The organism is Alcanivorax sp. NBRC 101098, from assembly GCF_001010505.1.
Classification (GTDB): domain Bacteria; phylum Pseudomonadota; class Gammaproteobacteria; order Pseudomonadales; family Alcanivoracaceae; genus Alcanivorax; species Alcanivorax borkumensis.
Genome location: NZ_AP014613.1, coordinates 2,612,808 through 2,630,479 on the forward strand (window position 1 = coordinate 2,612,808; position 17,672 = coordinate 2,630,479).

The 17,672-nt window shown below is 55.2% G+C and carries 15 protein-coding genes and 1 pseudogene; 9 read left to right on the plus strand and 7 right to left on the minus strand.

Annotation, left to right across the window (positions count from 1 at the left end):
• Window positions 1-5 precede the first annotated feature (5 nt).
• Window positions 6-1,274 (plus strand): inorganic phosphate transporter, encoded by a 1,269-nt coding sequence (locus AS19_RS11820; protein WP_011589579.1) that lies wholly within the window; start codon window positions 6-8, stop codon window positions 1,272-1,274.
• A gap of 135 nt (window positions 1,275-1,409) precedes the next feature.
• Entirely contained in the window at window positions 1,410-2,738 is a 1,329-nt protein-coding gene (argA, locus tag AS19_RS11825) for an amino-acid N-acetyltransferase (protein ID WP_046962113.1), read from the plus strand.
• A gap of 202 nt (window positions 2,739-2,940) precedes the next feature.
• Here the strand turns inward: argA and AS19_RS11830 are convergent.
• The 5 genes and pseudogenes from AS19_RS11830 to AS19_RS14110 form a co-directional block, all read right to left on the minus strand.
• A pseudogene (locus AS19_RS11830) lies at window positions 2,941-3,093 on the minus strand (transposase); the annotation flags it as partial.
• Between the two features lie 73 nt (window positions 3,094-3,166).
• Window positions 3,167-3,694 carry a hypothetical protein gene (locus AS19_RS11835; protein WP_046962114.1) on the minus strand — a complete coding sequence of 176 codons (528 nt, stop codon included), beginning with the start codon at window positions 3,692-3,694 and terminating at the stop codon, window positions 3,167-3,169.
• A gap of 77 nt (window positions 3,695-3,771) precedes the next feature.
• On the minus strand, window positions 3,772-5,172 hold the full coding sequence (locus tag AS19_RS11840; RefSeq protein ID WP_046962115.1) for a P-loop NTPase fold protein: 1,401 nt from the start codon (window positions 5,170-5,172) through the stop codon (window positions 3,772-3,774).
• Between the two features lie 113 nt (window positions 5,173-5,285).
• A complete protein-coding gene (locus AS19_RS11845) occupies window positions 5,286-5,756 on the minus strand; it encodes a hypothetical protein (RefSeq protein ID WP_046962116.1) in 471 nt (156 codons plus the stop codon).
• Window positions 5,757-6,333: 577 nt separating this feature from the next.
• Window positions 6,334-6,501, minus strand: coding sequence for a hypothetical protein (locus AS19_RS14110; RefSeq protein ID WP_158319821.1), 168 nt, complete (start codon window positions 6,499-6,501; stop codon window positions 6,334-6,336).
• A 245-nt stretch (window positions 6,502-6,746) separates the two neighbouring features.
• Here AS19_RS14110 and ilvD point away from each other — a divergent pair, with 245 nt between their 5' ends.
• The 7 genes from ilvD (at window position 6,747) to AS19_RS11880 (ending at window position 15,299) form a co-directional block, all read left to right on the plus strand.
• On the plus strand, window positions 6,747-8,594 hold the full coding sequence (ilvD, locus tag AS19_RS11850) for a dihydroxy-acid dehydratase (protein ID WP_035461788.1): 1,848 nt from the start codon (window positions 6,747-6,749) through the stop codon (window positions 8,592-8,594).
• A gap of 162 nt (window positions 8,595-8,756) precedes the next feature.
• Complete coding sequence (locus AS19_RS11855) at window positions 8,757-10,073, plus strand: 2-hydroxychromene-2-carboxylate isomerase (RefSeq protein ID WP_046962117.1); 1,317 nt, start codon at window positions 8,757-8,759, stop codon at window positions 10,071-10,073.
• 222 nt (window positions 10,074-10,295) lie between these two features.
• Entirely contained in the window at window positions 10,296-10,682 is a 387-nt protein-coding gene (locus AS19_RS11860) for an MAPEG family protein (protein ID WP_035461786.1), read from the plus strand.
• A gap of 91 nt (window positions 10,683-10,773) precedes the next feature.
• Window positions 10,774-11,769, plus strand: coding sequence for a 2Fe-2S iron-sulfur cluster-binding protein (locus AS19_RS11865; RefSeq protein WP_046962118.1), 996 nt, complete (start codon window positions 10,774-10,776; stop codon window positions 11,767-11,769).
• 124 nt (window positions 11,770-11,893) lie between these two features.
• Entirely contained in the window at window positions 11,894-13,183 is a 1,290-nt protein-coding gene (locus AS19_RS11870; protein WP_046962119.1) for a paraquat-inducible protein A, read from the plus strand.
• Window positions 13,180-14,793: an intermembrane transport protein PqiB gene (pqiB, locus tag AS19_RS11875; protein ID WP_011589591.1), complete on the plus strand. Its 1,614-nt coding sequence runs from the start codon at window positions 13,180-13,182 to the stop codon at window positions 14,791-14,793. The genes AS19_RS11870 and pqiB overlap by 4 nt, the downstream gene beginning before the upstream one ends.
• Window positions 14,790-15,299, plus strand: a complete 510-nt coding sequence (locus AS19_RS11880) for a membrane integrity-associated transporter subunit PqiC (protein ID WP_035461782.1) — start codon at window positions 14,790-14,792, stop codon at window positions 15,297-15,299. Before pqiB ends, AS19_RS11880 begins: the two co-directional genes overlap by 4 nt.
• Window positions 15,300-15,434: 135 nt before the next feature.
• Here AS19_RS11880 and AS19_RS11885 read toward each other — a convergent pair whose 3' ends face one another.
• Window positions 15,435-16,667 (minus strand): heme biosynthesis HemY N-terminal domain-containing protein, encoded by a 1,233-nt coding sequence (locus AS19_RS11885; RefSeq protein ID WP_035461780.1) that lies wholly within the window; start codon window positions 16,665-16,667, stop codon window positions 15,435-15,437.
• Window positions 16,664-17,629, minus strand: coding sequence for a uroporphyrinogen-III C-methyltransferase (locus tag AS19_RS11890; protein WP_011589594.1), 966 nt, complete (start codon window positions 17,627-17,629; stop codon window positions 16,664-16,666). The genes AS19_RS11885 and AS19_RS11890 overlap by 4 nt, the downstream gene beginning before the upstream one ends.
• Window positions 17,630-17,672: the final 43 nt, after the last annotated feature.

Below are 17,672 nucleotides of genomic sequence, written 5' to 3' on the forward strand. Positions count from 1 at the left end.
TTCTTATGGAGTGGATGCTAGAGCATAGCTATTTCATGCTGCTGCTGGCGGGCGCCTTCGGGTTCCTAATGGCTTGGGGCGTTGGCGCCAACGATGTGGCCAACGCCATGGGGACCTCGGTGGGAGCCAAGGCCCTCACCGTGAAGCAGGCGGTTATCATCGCCATTATCTTTGAATTTGCCGGGGCCTACCTGGCCGGCGGCGAAGTCACCGCCACCATCCGCAAGGGCATCATCGATGCGGATGCCTTCTCCCACGCCCCGCAATACTTGGTCTACGGCATGATGTCCGCATTGCTGGCCGCCGGTATCTGGTTGATGGTGGCGTCCTGGTTCGGTTGGCCGGTCTCCACCACCCATTCCATCGTCGGTGCCATCGTCGGCTTTGCCGCCGTAGGCTTGGGCATGGACGCGGTGCACTGGGGCAAGGTGGGCTCCATCGTCGCTAGCTGGGTCACCTCGCCCCTGCTGGCCGGGATCATTTCCTTTGCCCTAATCCGTAGCGTGCAACGGTTGGTACTGAACCACGACGACCCCTTCGAACGCGCCAAGAAAGTCGTCCCTTTCTACATGTTCTTGGTGGGCTTTGTTATTTCCATGGTCACCATGGTCAAAGGGTTGAAACACGTCGGTCTGGAACTGAGTTTCTTCCACAGTTTCCTGTGGGCCCTGCTGGGTGGCGCGGTTGTTATGGCACTGGGAAGCTTCTTCCTGAGTCGGGTTGAACCAGACCCAGAAGCCGATAAAGACTTCCGGTTCAGCTCTGTGGAGCGCGTGTTTGCGGTACTCATGATCTTCACCGCCTGCGCCATGGCGTTTGCCCACGGCTCCAACGATGTAGCCAACGCCGTCGGCCCGCTGGCCGCCATCAACAGCGTACTGGCGTCCGGCGGCGAAATCGGCGCCAAAGCAGAAATGCCCAGCTGGATTCTTTTGGTCGGGGCCATGGGTATCGTCTTTGGGCTAGCGATTTTCGGCGCCCGAGTGATGGCCACTGTAGGCAAAAAGATTACCGAGCTCACCCCATCCCGTGGCTTCGCCGCCGAGCTGGGCGCCGCCACCACCGTGGTGCTGGCCTCCAGCACCGGCCTGCCCATTTCCACCACTCACACCCTGGTGGGCGCGGTCTTGGGCGTCGGCATGGCCCGCGGCATTGGCTCTCTGAACCTGCGTGTAATCAGCACCATCTTCACCTCTTGGGTCGTCACCCTGCCCGCCGGTGCGCTGCTCTCAATCCTGTTCTTCTATTTCTTCAAAGGGCTGTTTGGGGCATAGCAAAAAAGGCTTCACGCACACAGAAAAGCCGCCCTCCGGGCGGTTTTTTTGTGTGGGCTCATACGCCCCGCATCTAGTATCCGGCACAATCTGCTCGCTATACTGGCCAATCAATCACTTAGAGCCGAGACGCCCGTGTCCACCAGCGCAGCCCCGAACACCGACAGCCAGGTTCACTGGTTCCGCAATTCGTCCCCGTATATCAATGCGCATCGGGGCCGAACCTTTGTGGTTATGTTGTCTGGGGAGCTGCTGGACGGCCCGCGCCTGCCTACCCTGATTCACGATCTGGCCCTGCTGAATAGCCTGGGAATCAAACTGGTGCTGGTGCATGGCGCCAGGCCACAAATTTCCGCCCGGCTGGCAGAATCAGACATTGAATCCACCTTTGAGCAACACATGCGCATCACCGACAGTGCCGCGCTGGATAGCGTCGTGGCGGCGGTGGGCGCATTGCGCCTGAAGCTGGAAGGCTTGTTCTCCATGGGGCTGGCTAACTCCCCCATGCATAACGCCAGCATCCGGTTAATTAGCGGCAACTTCGTAGTGGCCAAACCGGTAGGCGTGCGTGGTGGTTTCGACTACCAGCACACCGGCGAAGTGCGGCGCATCGACGTAGACGCCATTCGCCAGCAATTGGGCAACGGTAACGTGGTGCTGCTCTCGCCGGTGGGCGGCTCGCCCACCGGCGAACTGTTCAACGTGAACGCAGAAGAAGTGGCCTCCACTGCCGCCATCGCCCTGGGCGCCGACAAGCTCATCATCATGGGCGAACACCTGCGCCTCGCCGACCCGCAAGGCCACCTAGTGCGCGAACTCAGCCCCCAGCAAGCCGGCAAACTGCTGGCCGGCAACCAATACGAAGACAATGGTGTAGACCGGCAGCTCACCGCCGCCTGCCATGCCGCCAGTAACGGCGTGGCTCGGGCGCACCTGCTCGATGCCCAGGTAGACGGCGCTCTAATCAAAGAACTGTTCACCCGCGACGGCTGCGGCACCCTAGTTACTAGGGAAACCTACGAAACCCTCCGTGGCGCGCGCATTGAAGACGTGGGCGGCATTCTCGAACTGATCGAACCACTGGAAGAAGACGGCACCCTGGTGCGCCGCTCACGGGAGCTACTGGAAAACGAAATTCAGCGCTTCGCCATCATCGAACGCGATGGCATGGTTATCGCCTGCGCGGCCCTCTATCCCTTCCCCGAAGAAAAGACCGGCGAACTGGCCTGTGTCGCCGTTCACTCCAGCTACCGCAAAGGTGAACGAGGCGCCCAGGTCCTCGGCTATCTGGAACGGCGGGCACGGGAACAGGGGCTGCACAGCCTATTCGTGCTCACCACCCTCACCGCGCACTGGTTTCAGCAACAGGGGTTTGAGGCAGCGGGCGTAGAAGCGCTGCCGGGAGCCCGGCAGTCGCTGTATAACTGGCAGCGGAATTCGAAGGTGTTTGTGAAGGGGCTTTGACGGCTATGGCCAGATTTCTAGCGCTTGGCCTCAGCCGCCCCCAAAACACGCCAGCGTTTTTGAGTCGCCTGTAGCCCTTTGTTAGGTTTTGTTCATTCGTGGCGTCACTACTTTCGGACCAATGTGATGCCATTTGCGATTGAAAGCATGGACACATCTACACAAAGCCTGCAGCTTTAGCCAAAAAATTTCGGGGGCAGGCTTTGCGCCACCTCGAAAGCATCATCGGGTGGATATCCAACCCAGCCGCCACTTGCTGAACCTGAATGCCTTCCTGACAGCTAAGCTCAACGGCCTTTACTTTAAAGTCTGTCGAATACTGCCAAGTCTTTCTCGGATTGTTGTATTGGGGCATAAGCCACCTTCTCTGGTTAGGAGAAGGTGTCCACTAAAACGGGGGAACTACATTTTCCGAGTGCTGGTGCTTGTTATACGATTGTTGATACAACATATACACCCAGAACTTTGGAAAAGCCAAGGGCCAAGAAGCCTAAAATTAAAGCCCAATTTCTGACGACGAAAGTTGCACTAGAGTAATTAGAAAGCTTATCCAAATTAGTTTTTACTTTCGAGGCATTATCTTCAATAAGCTGCAGAGTATATGCAGCTTCATTTCTGCCCAATGCTTCACCAGTATCCGTATTTAGAACCTGGCCTGGCATAGACTGAGCCTGATTAAGAACGCCTTTCTTTTCACCCATATCCAGCATTTGAAAATTGATTTTCATGATTGATATATTAAGATCTAACCGCTTGAACCCAGCAATGATTGAAATAAAAAAAAGAGCTAAAGAGATCAGTTCGATGGTATTTTGAGAGAAGCTTATTGGCATAGGTTTGTACTGACCACCAACATACGCGAACAAAGCAGATGCTAGACCCAGTAGAAAATAATCAAGCTTTTGTTGGGCTTCTCTAATTCCCTTAAACACTTCGAGGCTTCTAGATTCTGCCACTGGCCTTCCTTATCGTATAACGCTCGCGTAATAGATGCGAGCTTGCGAGCGTCCTAATTGACGCGCTTGTTAGCAGCTCACGCCTCAAATCGAGAAGCAATTTCAATTTTCTTTAGCAAATAACCTAAAGAGCCAATGCCCCCGTTCCAGTCAATATCTCTGATGATTTCCAATATTCTGTGAGCACGTCGTTTCTCTTCTTCGCTTGAAGAACCGGAATCTATTACCCTTTGATACTTATTCGATATTTCATCGTAACTATGACTATGTGACTTACAAGTGACAATGTATGCCTCTAGCGCTGTACCATAATTATTCAAAAGCAAATCGGTGGCACCAGGTTTTGTCTTAAACCGTTCCAGCAGTTCAAAAACAGTGATCTCATCAGCAATCAATTCCTTGTACAAATCGGGCGATTTGACTTTCAATACAATAAGAAAACAAAGAAAAAGTGGGAACAATTTATAGTTTTCAGGTGTTGTTCTTATGGAAAGACTAAGAAGCGAACAGCAGTGCTCCTGCTCACGTAGCGTTAAACCATACAACTCAAATAACTCTGAGAACATCGCTAAAGACTGCTCTCCTTCGTATTGAACACCTCTTGCATTCTTCTTTGAAAAATACTCATTAAATGAATATTTCTTGAACAAGGCTTTTACAAAAAGCCCTTTGTCAGGCGGAGGAAGAACATAGTCAAAGTCCATAAACCTTCGCAAGTAGCCATCTACATTCAGTCCTTCACCATAAATTGCTTTAATGGATGAACCTAGTTGACTTTTGTCCGCACCGAGAACAAAGACGATGTTCTCCACGCTGAAGAAGTGTTTTGCTTTTTCCAAAATTTCAATTGCAAAGTTTGGCCTGCAACGATCAAGTTCATCGATAATAAACACCAATGGTTTAGGGTTGTCTGGGTCAGTTATACTATTTGCTAACTGGGATATGGCCTCCCGAAATGACTTTATGGACTTCTTAGAGTTTTCGTATTTTTCTAGCTGTTCTTTCGCTATCGATTCGGCTAAACCTGCAAGAGCCTGTTCAGTTACCTTATCAAGATCCAGAGCGCCAGCCGTTGCCAACTTGGCCGCTACGGGAACTGAACGCTTTAAAAGTGCAACACCGATATCTTTAGTTTTGCCAAGGTATTCTCTGGCTTTTGACTCGTCACCAGTTTTTGATAGTTCAGTGATCGATGCACTTATCTCCCCTATAAGACATACAAGAGCATCATCAGAAAAATCACTTTCCCAAGCATTGAAATAGATCGTTGGTATTTCGTTGTTCTTTAAATGCTGCTCCCACATTCTAAGGAAAGTTGTCTTTCCTTGTCCCCATGGAGCATCAATACAAACTACCACCGATTCATTTGCAGACAATACGAACTCTGTTAGCGCCTCTCCACTCTCCTTGCGACTCAGTGCGTCATTTCGATATGGATCATCTTCAATAATTTCAATGTCACGACTTTTTAGTATCACTCGATCTTCCCTTTGACTGCTAACGCCCGGCTCACCGGTAAATTTTTCTGGCGACTTTTTTGTCGCGCAGCGCTAAAAAGGTGGCAGTAAAATTTATCCGGTGGAGCTGCTTGTTAGCTGCTTGAATTACGGTACCTGTGCAAACCTTTATCACCCGCAACCTTACAAAAACGCGACATTAACCCCGCACATATTGCTACAAAGAAAGAGCCCAATATTGTTGTTAAACCAGCCTCTGCTTCGTAGGCATACATTGACACCCAAATACAAAAAAAAGCAGTTAACCCCATGAAAAAAGACATGGGATAGTAAAATATTATATCGATTACTGCTGCAAACTTAATGTACTTCTCACTACTTTCTAGTGGTGAGTTATTTAGTTGAGAAACCTTATCACTGATCAACTGCTTAACAGGCTTTAGCGATGAATAAATCTTAACAAACTGCCCTGACTGAAGGATTTTAAGCATACCTTTTAACAGTGACAGACCAACAAATATCGCAATTAATAGTTGAATTATCCCTTGGTACTCTGGTGCAACCAATTTATCTACACCTATTTCAATAATCTTACTTACTTTCATATTCTATCCATATATGGCTCTCTAATTTTTTTGCAGCTAACAGCGTATTCAGTCGAACGTTTCGACATATCTTTTTTCGACATATTTCTTAGCCGGCCACCGCATATAATTCCGATAAACCCATAACCTTTAGCAACTTACCCAAAAAGTGAGAACCTTTCCCATCTGACAAAAATCGAACGAGCGGCCTATTTCCGGGGAGTTCAGGCACATTTAAGTCGCAACCTGAACCAACGATCAACGACTTAGCGAGTTTTAAGCTCTCTCCTACACGCATTTGCGCCCCGTTCTGTTGAGCACGGGTTCCCATAGCCCCAGCCTGCTATGGGGAAGGAAAACGCTATGAGCAATAGAACCACAGATATTCCAGTTTCCATTCCTGCTAAGCCCGTAAGGCTTCTTGATCAGTTCCGTGCTTAGCTGCGCACTAATCACTATCGTTACCAGACTGAACGAAGCCTGAGATACAGTCCTTTCTGGGATTCTTGTATCGGGGGTATTTTCTTCCTCTGGTTAAGAGAAGGTGTCCACTAAAGCCGGGGAACCACACAACCCGGTGGGGCTACTTGTTAAACTTTCACACCTCAACGGTATATCCCAGCGCCAGCTCGTCACCCGGCAAACCGCGAATCCCCCAGTCCTCGTGGAACTTAACCGGTATTAGGAATACGGCTCGAACATCCAATGACCGTGCCGGCTTCATATCGCCGTTATTAACTTTGTATAACGAAGGAGAAAACCCCATTTCTCAGCTCTTCGTGCTTAACGGAAAAATTCACTCTATCTCAGCAATTTATAAAAATATGTAAGCCATATCCTACATTTCCAACTGGCGTGCGAGTGAAGAGCAGCTCTGGTTCTATGCAGGTTAGCTTCTGCATTACCGGAGCGCCTGAGCTCTTTCGCCGTGCGAGCAAGGCTCCAACAGTGTGGGTCTGTGGGTTACAATGCCGTCCCTATGTCCCGCTATTGACCATTAACGAGGTTCCCATGCCGCAGTATCGCTCCCGCACCACCACCCATGGCCGCAATATGGCTGGCGCCCGTGCCCTGTGGCGCGCCACGGGCATGAAGGACGGGGACTTCGGTAAACCGATTATTGCCATCGCCAACTCCTTTACCCAGTTCGTACCGGGGCATGTGCACCTGAAGGACATGGGCCAGCTGGTGGCCGGTGAAGTCGAGAAGGCCGGCGGCATCGCCAAGGAATTCAATACCATTGCGGTGGATGACGGCATCGCCATGGGCCACGACGGCATGCTCTATTCTTTGCCCAGCCGCGACATCATTGCGGATTCCGTGGAGTACATGGTTAACGCCCACTGCGCCGACGCCCTTGTCTGCATCTCTAACTGCGACAAGATCACTCCTGGCATGCTGATGGCATCCATGCGCCTGAATATTCCGGTGATCTTCGTGTCCGGTGGCCCCATGGAAGCGGGCAAAACCAAGCTGGCCGAGGGCAAGCTGGACCTGGTAGACGCCATGGTGATGGCCGCCGATGACAGCGTGGACGAAGAAACCCTGAACGAAGTGGAGCGTTCCGCCTGCCCCACCTGCGGCTCGTGCTCCGGCATGTTCACCGCCAATTCCATGAACTGCCTAACCGAGGCACTGGGCCTGTCGTTGCCCGGTAACGGCTCACTGCTGGCTACCCACGCGGACCGCCGCGAACTGTTCCTGGAAGCGGGCCGGCGCATCGTGGACGTTACCCGACGCTACTACGAGCAGGACGAAGAGGCCTTGCTGCCGCGCAATATCGCTTCAGTGAAAGCGTTCGAAAACGCCATGAGCTTGGACATCGCCATGGGCGGCTCCACTAACACCGTGCTGCACTTGCTAGCCGCAGCACTGGAAGGCGAAGTGGACTTCACCATGGAAGACATCGACCGCCTAAGCCGTAAGGTGCCGTGCTTGTCGAAAGTGGCCCCCGCCACCCAGAAATACCATATGGAAGATGTGCACCGTGCCGGTGGTGTGATGGGCATTCTCGGCGAACTGGACCGGGCTGGCCTGCTCAACCGCGACATTCCCATGGTGCACTCGGCCTCTGTGGCCGAAGCCCTGGAGCATTACGACATCATGCGCACCCAGGATGAAGGCGTGAAAAAGATGTTCACCGCCGGCCCGGCAGGCATCCCCACCCAGACGGCCTTTAGCCAGGAAACGCGCTGGGAAAGCCTGGATGACGACCGCGAAAACGGCTGTATCCGCAATTACGAAAATGCCTACAGTAAGGACGGCGGCCTAGCCGTGTTGTACGGCAACATCGCCGAGCGCGGTTGCATCGTGAAAACCGCCGGGGTGGATGATTCCATTCTCACCTTCACCGGCCGCGCCCGAGTATTCGAATCCCAGGATTCGGCGGTTCGCGCCATCCTCGGTGATCAGATCGTTGCCGGCGATGTGGTGGTAATTCGCTACGAAGGCCCCAAAGGCGGCCCGGGCATGCAGGAAATGCTCTACCCCACCAGCTACTTGAAATCCAAAGGGCTGGGCAAGGAATGTGCGCTGCTCACCGATGGCCGTTTCTCCGGCGGCACCTCCGGCCTGTCCATTGGCCATGCGTCCCCGGAAGCCGCAGAGGGCGGCGCCATTGCCCTGGTGAATGAAGGCGACACTATCAATATCGATATTCCCAACCGCACCATCCATCTGGATATCAGCGATGAAGAGCTGGCGCACCGCCGCACTCACATGGAAAACCGTGGCAAGCTGGCCTACAAGCCCAAGGAAATTCGCCCACGCCGTGTTTCCACCGCCCTGAAAGCCTACGCCGCACTCACCACCAGTGCAGACCGCGGCGCAGTGCGTGACTTGAGCCAAATCGGCGAATAAGCTAAATCATCAAGGCGACCATCAGGTCGCCTTTTTTAGGCCTCTTCGTCACGGCCCTACACAATAAGACAAACGGGTTACATCCCTCTTTGAGGCCCTGCTGTAGAAGTGTAGCCTAGCGGAATCTCGACGCCCTCTCGGCTAAAAGGAGCAGCCTAGCCCATGAGCATCAAACACAAGCTGATGCCCCACTTTGCCCGCCTGATTACCAGCGAAGGGCTACAGCAATGGCGCCGTCGTCTGCTGGAGTGGCGCCGAAAACTGAAACGCCAACCGCACCAGGCCACCTTCTATTTCCGCATTGATGACCCCTATTCCGTGCTAATGGCCCAGGTACTTCCACGCTTTTCTCAGCACTTCGGCATTACCGTTACCCCTCGAGTAATGCTGTATTTAGACCAGCAGATGTACCCAGCCGCAGACATGCTCGCAGAGCTTGCCCCTCGCGATGCGGTTCAGCTGGCCGAGCTGCACGGCCTGGATTTCCCTAAAGACTGGCGATTGCCTGCCCGGGAAGTCAGCCTGGCAGCAACTCGCTGCCTACTCAAACATGAGGGCGACGAGCGTTTTTGGAGCCTGGCCGCCGCACTGGCCGATGCCCTGTGGCGTAACGACCACAACACACGGGAAGCCCTGCTCAGTGAATATGGCCAGCAAGCGGCCGATCGAGCACAGCTCTCTCTGGAAGCGCGCCGCGACCAGTTTCTTAACGACGGCCACTACCTCACCGGCACCCTACATCACGCCGGTGAATGGTATTGGAGCGTGGAACGGCTGGACCACCTTGGCCACCGCCTTAACGCGCTGGGACTGGGCAGTGCAGACTGGCCGCTGCCCTACGGCCGCGCCAAGCGGGCACGCTTGAAAGATACCCCGGAAAGCCTGAAAGGCGCCCCGCTAACGCTGTACTTTTCTTTCCGCAGCCCTTATTCCTATCTCGCCCTCTCGCGGACCTATGCACTGGCCGATCATTACGGGTTGGCGCTGAAAATTCGCCCGGTGTTGCCCATGGTGATGCGTGGGCTCACCGTCCCCAAAGCCAAACGTTTCTATATTCTCAAAGATGCCGCCCGCGAAGCTCGCTTACACGGCGTGCCCTTTGGCAAGGTCTGCGACCCGGTGGGTGCTGGGGTGGAACGCTGCATGGCCATTTGGCCCTTCGCCGAGAAAGAAGGGCGCTTGCGCGAATGGCTGCGCGCCGCCGCCGTAGGCATCTGGAGCCAGGGCATTAATGCCGCCAGCGATAACGGGCTGAAATTTCTGGTGGAAAACGCAGGCCTAGACTGGAACCGTGCCCGCCGCTGGCTGGATGACGATAGCTGGCGCGACCTCGCCGAGGACAACCGCAACGCCATGATGGAAGCGGGTAGCTGGGGCGTGCCCAGCTTTATGACTCAAGATGACATGGTATGGGGGCAAGATCGTTTTGCGATCATTGAGCACAGCCTGCTAGCCTCACAGGCCGATGACAGAAACTGAGCTAAGCTGCTCTCTGTTTTAGTAAGAGCGCATGCTTATCACCTGAACGCGGTGCCGGCGAACTCAAGAGTGAAGGGTTTGCCGGCTCAGCACAAAATGCAGCCAGGGCCTTGTTCCGGTTCCAGCTTAAGGCTTGTCGCTTGCTTTGCACTGCAATCGTCATGTAAGCATAGCCCCTTAATTACATTAAAAATTACATTAAAAAACCTTGGAGATATCATTATGACCCTTGCCTATTGGTGTGTGCTTGCCGCCATCGTCTTGCCTTACCTGTCCACTTCACTGGCCAAGTTTCAAGGTGGTTTCGGCCCCAAACAGAACCATAACCCCCGCGAATTTCTAGAAACATTACAGGGCAGCCGCAAGCGCGCGCACTGGGCCCAACAAAACGGCTTTGAAGTCACCCCGGCTTTTGCCGCTGCGGTAATCATTGCCCACCTGGCGGCCACATCACCGCAGGGCACCATTGATGGCATCGCGCTGGCCTTTGTCGTCAGCCGCATCCTGTTCACGCTTTGCTACGTGGCAGACTGGGCCAGTGCGCGCACCTTGGTTTGGGCCTTCGGCATGGGTTGTATCGTTGCGCTGTTTGTTGGTGTTGGCGGCTAAGAGAAAAGCAATTGATAACGAACGCTGCCTCCAGCCTGCGCTGGGGGTAGCGTCAAGACTATCGAACTCTCCAATATCAATTCCCTCACCCATGACCCAGACCTTCACCATTACCGTCAACGGCAAGGGCGCCTTCCCCTGCCGCGCAGACCAGACCATTGTCGAGGCCGGGCAGCAGGCGGGCTTCGGCTTTCCCGTCGCCTGCCGTAATGGCGTGTGCGAGCGCTGCATGGGCCAGCTCCGCCATGGGCAAGTGCAGCAAAAAAACCGCACTATTCACGCAGGCGAAGACAACCCCTCTGGGGTGCTATACTGCGTCGCCCTGCCACTCAGCGACTGTGAGATTGATGTGCCCGAGGTAACTGCGCCCGGCGAATTGCCGACCCACCAGATTCACTGCCAAATTCAGCAGATCGACACCCTTAACCACGACGTGAGTCGAGTCTGGCTGCGCCTGCCAGCAGGCAAGAAAATCCAGTGGCATGCGGGCCAGTACCTAATGCTGAATCTGCACGGTGAGAGCTACCCCTTTTCTATTGCTAACCATTGCCATGGGCGCAATATCGAACTGCACATTCGCCACGGGGATGACAACAGCGCCACCCAAGACATCATGGCCAGCCTGCAATCCGAGCACACCGTCAGCACCACCCTGCCCGCCGGCCTGCGCTTTATCGACAGCGCCCCGGAACATCCGGTGTGGTTTATTTGCGGCTCCACCGGCTTTGCGCCAGTGAAAGCCATGATCGAGCGTCTGATCGCGCTGAATTTCTCTTTGCCGGTACGGCTGTTCTGGGGTGCCCGCACCGATGCAGACCTGTATCTGCCGCATTTGCCCGCCCAATGGCAGGAAGCCCTAGCCGATTTTGACTTCGTTACCTCCTTGTCCGACATACGCCACCCGGACCATGCCGAAGGGCTGGTGCACGAAGCCGCATTGGAAGCGCTCGGAGAACCCGACCTGCCGTTATTCTTTCTGGGTGGCTCGCCGCCCATGGGCTGGGCCGTGTTCGACGCACTGGTCGCCGAAGGTGTCCCCGCCGGGAATATTCATTGCGACGTTTTTGATTACGCGCCACGAGACTAGCAGCAGAGCTCAAGCTACAAACGGCATCACGCATTAGGCCCACGCTTCCCGGGCTGGCAACAACCGGGCTCGCGTTGTAGCTTGTACCTTGCGGTTTGTTGCTCCATTTTAGGGAAACAATACGATGGCGGACTCCCCCTCCTCGGCTCATGGTGATCAGGCTTTATTGTTGCCCTGCCACGAATGCGATCTGATTTGCGAGGTGACGATTCGCCACGACGGCCAATGGCGATACTGCCCTCGCTGCCAGCACCCGCTGATGCGCCCGGCGCAAGATGATCAACTCACCCCCGCACTGGCATTCACGGCTTTATTGTTACTCACCCTGTCACTTCTTTTCCCCTACTTGGGCTTTGAAAAGAGCGGCATTGAAAGAGCTATTTCCATCACGGACGCAGCACAGGAGCTGGCCGTTTATCACCACCCTGCGCTTGCGGTCATTGTTCTGGCTACCATCGTAGTAATCCCGGCCTTGTACCTGCTCTCGGTCTGCTGGATTCATATGAGCCTGGCTAGCCCCAGGCCGCTGCCCGGCAGCCTGTTCCTGGCTCGTTGGCTGCCGCGCATGCAGCCCTGGATGATGGCCGATGTTTTTGCCATCGCCGCCTTGGTAAGCCTGATTAAAATCATCGCCATGGCCCATATCCAGTTACTCTCCGCCTTCTGGACCTTTTCCGGCTTCGCCCTGATCCTGCTGATTACCGTTACTCGCATGAATACCATCGGCTTATGGCAGCGGTTACTCGGCGACCTGCAACAGCCGCCGCAGGCCCGCGCGGGTAAAACCGCCCAGGCTTTGGGGCTTATTGGCTGCGAATGGTGCGGACAGCTTCAGCCCCTAGGGCAATCCCACCGCTGCCATCATTGCCACAGCCCTTTGCATGAACGGCATCCTTTTAGCCTGCAACGGGTTTGGGCCCTACTGATCACCGCTATCTTATGCTGCATTCCCGCGCACCTGTTCCCCATCATGATCACCACCAGCCTGGGAAAGACCGAGCCGTCCACCATCATCGCCGGGGTGATGCTGTTTATTCGGCATGGCGACTGGCCCATCGCAGTGATTATTTTCACTGCCAGCGTGCTAGTGCCCTTCGGCAAGATCCTCGCTCTGAGCTGGTTATGTGTTGCCTCCCGACAACAACAAGCATTGGATATGAACAGCCAGATGAAACTGTATCGCCTCACCGAGTGGATTGGGCGCTGGTCGATGATTGATGTCTTTGTGGTGGCCATCATTGTCGCCCTGTTTCAGATGGGCAATATTCTTACCGTGATGCCTGGCATGGGAGGGGTCGCCTTCTCCGCCGTGGTCATTTTCACCATGCTTGCCGCCCACCAGTTCGACCCTCGGCTGATCTGGGATCAGCAACAACAGCTGCCCCCCACTCTTGAACCGGAGCATCAACCTTGAACCAACCTGACACGCCCACGTCACGCCGCCGGCTATCTGCGGTCTGGCTGATTCCTCTGATGGCCGCATTCATTGGGCTATGGCTGGTGTTCAGCTACCTTTCCAGCCAGGGGCCGATTATTACGTTGAAGCTGGAAGATGCAGAAGGCATTAATGCCGGCAAAACGGCGATAAAGATGCGTAATGTTCAAATAGGCGTAGTAGAAAGTGTCAGCCTCTCAGAAGACCTGAGCCATACTCTGCTCAGCGTGCAGATGCAGGCCGACACCGACCGCATGCTCTTTAGTGACGCCCAGTTCTGGGTAGTAAAACCCCGGGTAGGGCGTGAGGGCATCAGCGGCTTAAGTACCGTGCTGTCCGGGGCCTATATCGAATTACTGCCCGGCAGTAACGGCAAAAAAACCAAAACCTTTACCGTAAAAAACAGCCCGCCGCCGGAGAAAACGGGCGACGGCCTATTCCTGAAACTGGTCAGCGAGCCAGGCACCAACATCAACAACGGCGACCCGGTCAGCTTCCGCAGCCTGAAAGTAGGCCGCGTGGTCGAAACCCAATTTGATCGCCAAGCCAAACTATTCCGCCACCGTCTCTTTATCGAAAAGCCCTACGATGTATTGGTCAGCGAGAGCAGCCGTTTCTGGAAAGTCTCTGGCATCGGCTTCCAGCTGGATGCCAGGGGCTTTCAAGCCCAGCTCAGCTCGCTAGAAGCGCTGCTTGGTGGAGGCATTTCTTTTTCTGTGCCCGATTCCAGCATGGCCACCGGTGCACCGGTGGAAGATGGCCACCAGTTCGAATTGCATAACAGCCAGGAGAGCGCCCGAAGAGCACTTTATACCCAGACCTTAGACTACGTATTGCTGGTTGAACGCAGTGTGCGCGGGCTCAAAGCAGGCGCCCCCGTGGAATACCGTGGCATCCGCGTTGGCACCGTGGAACAGGTCCCCTGGGCTTTTGCCGAGCAAGGCCCCAACGCCATGACCGACAGCCCGATCCCAGTGCTAATCCGCCTGGAACCGCAACGGGTCAATCAACAATCCAACATCGCGTTAACTACCTGGAAAGAAGAAATCAGCCATATGGTTAACAATGGCCTTCGCGCCAGCCTCAAAGCCGGCAACCTGCTGACGGGCTCTTTATTTGTGGACCTAGCGTTCCACCAAAACGCCCCCACTACGGATACCTCTGCAACCTATAACTCCGTGCCAGTCATGCCATCCGTTGCCGGCGGCGGCTTGAGTAAGTTAGAAGACCAGCTCCATGCGTTGCTAAAAACGCTGAATGAACTGCCCATGAAGAATATGGCAGACAACCTCAATAACAATCTTAAACACTTGTCCGGCGTAACTGGGCGCATTGAATCCTTGCTGAATGACCCTGCGCTCAACACGTTGCCCCAACAAATTTCCAGCAACCTGGATGCACTGGACGCGACTCTACAAGGCTGGCAATCCGGCGGCGATGGCTACCAGGAGTTGCAAGGGACGCTGCAGAAACTGAACCGCTTGCTCGACAGCGCCGAGCCCCTGCTCGACACCTTGAATGAACAGCCCAATGCGTTGATCTTCCAGCGCCACCCAACCACCGACCCCCAACCCCGAGGCGCACAATGATCCGTCTGCTCGCCATCGCCGCTATTCTCTGCACACTGTGGAGCTGCAGCCACGCCCCCCAGCCATCGCCGCCGGGCTATGTGTTGCCTTCTGCCACGCTATCCGCGCATTCACCACTAACCATTAAGGTGGCGCTGGCTAACTACCTGAACCGGGGCGGAATTGTGATGCAACTCAGCGACAGCGAAATACAGGTGGCCCGCCACCATCGCTGGGCCGAGCCCTTGGCCACGCAGTTACAGCGCGCTCTGGAAGCCCGCATGACCACCGGTCATGAGCAAACTCTCACCGTGGAACTGACTCGTTTTCAAGGACTGCAAGGCGAAGACAGGGATGCCGCAGTTATTAGCGGGCGATGGACTCTGGCAGGAGACAACGGAGAAGTAGCAAAGGGCCGCATTCAATGGGAAGCCGCACTGGAGAACGGTGGCTATGCCAACCTGATAAGAACGTTGGATCGGGGCTGGCAGGCCGTGGCGGCAGAGATTGCCACCACCATTCATTGAAGGTGGGGCTTGCCTGCATTCCCTAATGCGTTGTCGGATTACGGCCTTCGCCTAATACGACCTACAAGGTGCTGCGGTTTTTGTAGGTCGTGTTAGCTGCGTAGCGGCGTAACCCGACAAAACGACATCAGAACACTACTGCACGCTTTTATCAGGCTGCGGCAGGGCAGGAAGATCCCCTGCAAGCTGAGCCAAACGTCGGTCGAAGACAGACATGGCCTTGCTGGTATCCCCCAGTGCCCGGTACAACCGCGCTAACTCAGCCAATGCCGTGGCACTCTGACTAGAGTTCGCCGCAGCCTCAAAGAAACCTTGAGCCTTACCCCACAGGCGCGCCTTCAACGCAACACGGCCAGCGGTGATCAAAACCGCCGCATTGCCGGGTCGTTCTACCAGCCACTTTTCTAGCACCTGCAACAGGTCATCGGGGGAAATATCGTCGATGGCTTCCAGCACCGGCGGCAAGCGATCATCCCATTGGCTAGCCAGTTGCTCGCGGACCAAATTCAGGGCACCACGGCCACCACCCAGCTGGGCCAAAAAACCCGCGTAACGGGCCACCATGGCCGGGTCGTTTTTCAGACGAACCGGCACGTCTTTCCACAGTTTGCGCAGCTCTTCGCGGCGGCTATCGGCATCGTTAAACCCCGGTTTGCGGGCGGTTTCTTGCAACCAGGCCAACCACGCTTTGCGCTCACGGCGGGCTTGATCGTTTTCACCAAAGGCGCGTTTCAAACGTGGCATCAGGCCGCACAGTGTTTGCCAGTCTTTCTGGCGTTCCAACACTTCGGCGTAGGTATTGAGAATGCGTTTGTTGCGCGGCGCCATGTCCGCCAGCACCTTCAATTCACTACGGGCCTGTTCCGGATGACCATCATCCAGTGCAAAGCGGGCTTTCATCAGGCCCGCCACCAGCCTTCCTCGGCGGTCGGCGCTAGCCTGCTCAAGGTACTGCTGCGAAACATCTACCTTGTCCTGCTCTTGGGCCGCTTCCGCCGCTAACAACCAGGCAACCAATGGCCAGTCGCCTTCTTCACCGGCCGCCGCCAGCAAGCGCTCAGCTTTTTCGAGCTCGCCATCCACCAACTGCAGAAAACCACTGCGCAAGCGGCGTTCAGCCACCTTTCTTTTCCAGCGACGGGTAGCGCGGACTGGCTCCATAAGGTTCCAGGCCGTATTACCCAGCAAAGTCAGCACCACCAATGCCACCGCACCCAGCAAGGCCATTAGAACCACGAAGCCCAGCGTGGTATCCACTGACATGGTGTCGCGGATAATCAGCACATAACCGGAATCCGCTGCCATCCAACGCCCCAGCGCCAACGCGGCGACCAACGCAATAATAATCAGCAGGACGAGTTTCTTCATGCCTCGCCCTCCTTGCGCTTGAGAGCTTCAATTGCCGCCAAGCCATTACCGATCTGCGGCAACGCTTGGGCCACTTGGGCGCCGCTCATTTCCTTCAGGGTGGTCTGCATTTGTGCGGCACGGGGATCGTCACCACGGAACCATTGCTTGAGTGTCGACTCGGCACTTTCAACCGCCTGACGGTAGGCGTCAGCACGCCCCTGCATCAGTGCAAGCTGCGCCTGCTGCAGGCTGCCATCCAAAGTCAGACGCACCAGTGCGGCCTGCTCCCCCGACAATGGCAGAGGTACCGCACTGTCATGGCGGCGCACGGTTATCGGCATCCGGTCGATCACACTCTGCCACCAACCCTGATCCACTCCCGGCTGGTCACGTTCCGATGGCAATGCTTCTGCCGGTACAGCCAGTTCGACTACCAGCTCTCGCAACGCGCCCAAACGCAACACCATGCCCTGCACATCCACCTGGCTGGCGCCACTGAGAATTTCCATATCCATGGCCAGTGCTTTGCGGGCCGGCAACACGGCTGGATCACCTAGGCGAGCCAAGACCTCATCTGCGGCCTTTAACAAACGGCGTGCTGCCAACGTATCTTGGGTAAGCAACAGTCTCTGGCTGGCCAGACTCGCCAGTGCCCGGGCCTCATTGATCAACCACAGTCGCTGCCCACCGCTTTTTATATCGGTCAAGGCTGCGCGGTCGTTGGTCATCTGCGCAGCTAGCTTGGCCTGCCGTTTTTCTAAGTCAGATAATGCGGCCTGTACTTGGCGATGCTGACTGGTCAGCTCACTTTTCACTGTCGCCACCTGATCGGCAAGGCCGCTCTTTTCGTTCTTCAGCCGGGTAAACTCCTGCCACCCCCACCAGCCAGCAGCGCCAAGTGCAACCAGCACCACCAATACAAGCAGCACAGCCAGAAGGCTTACCCCGGTTTGGCGGAAAAAAGGACGATCCTGCGTCATATCAGCTCCGTTGTTGTCGTAAGCGAGGCCAGCGCAACACTCA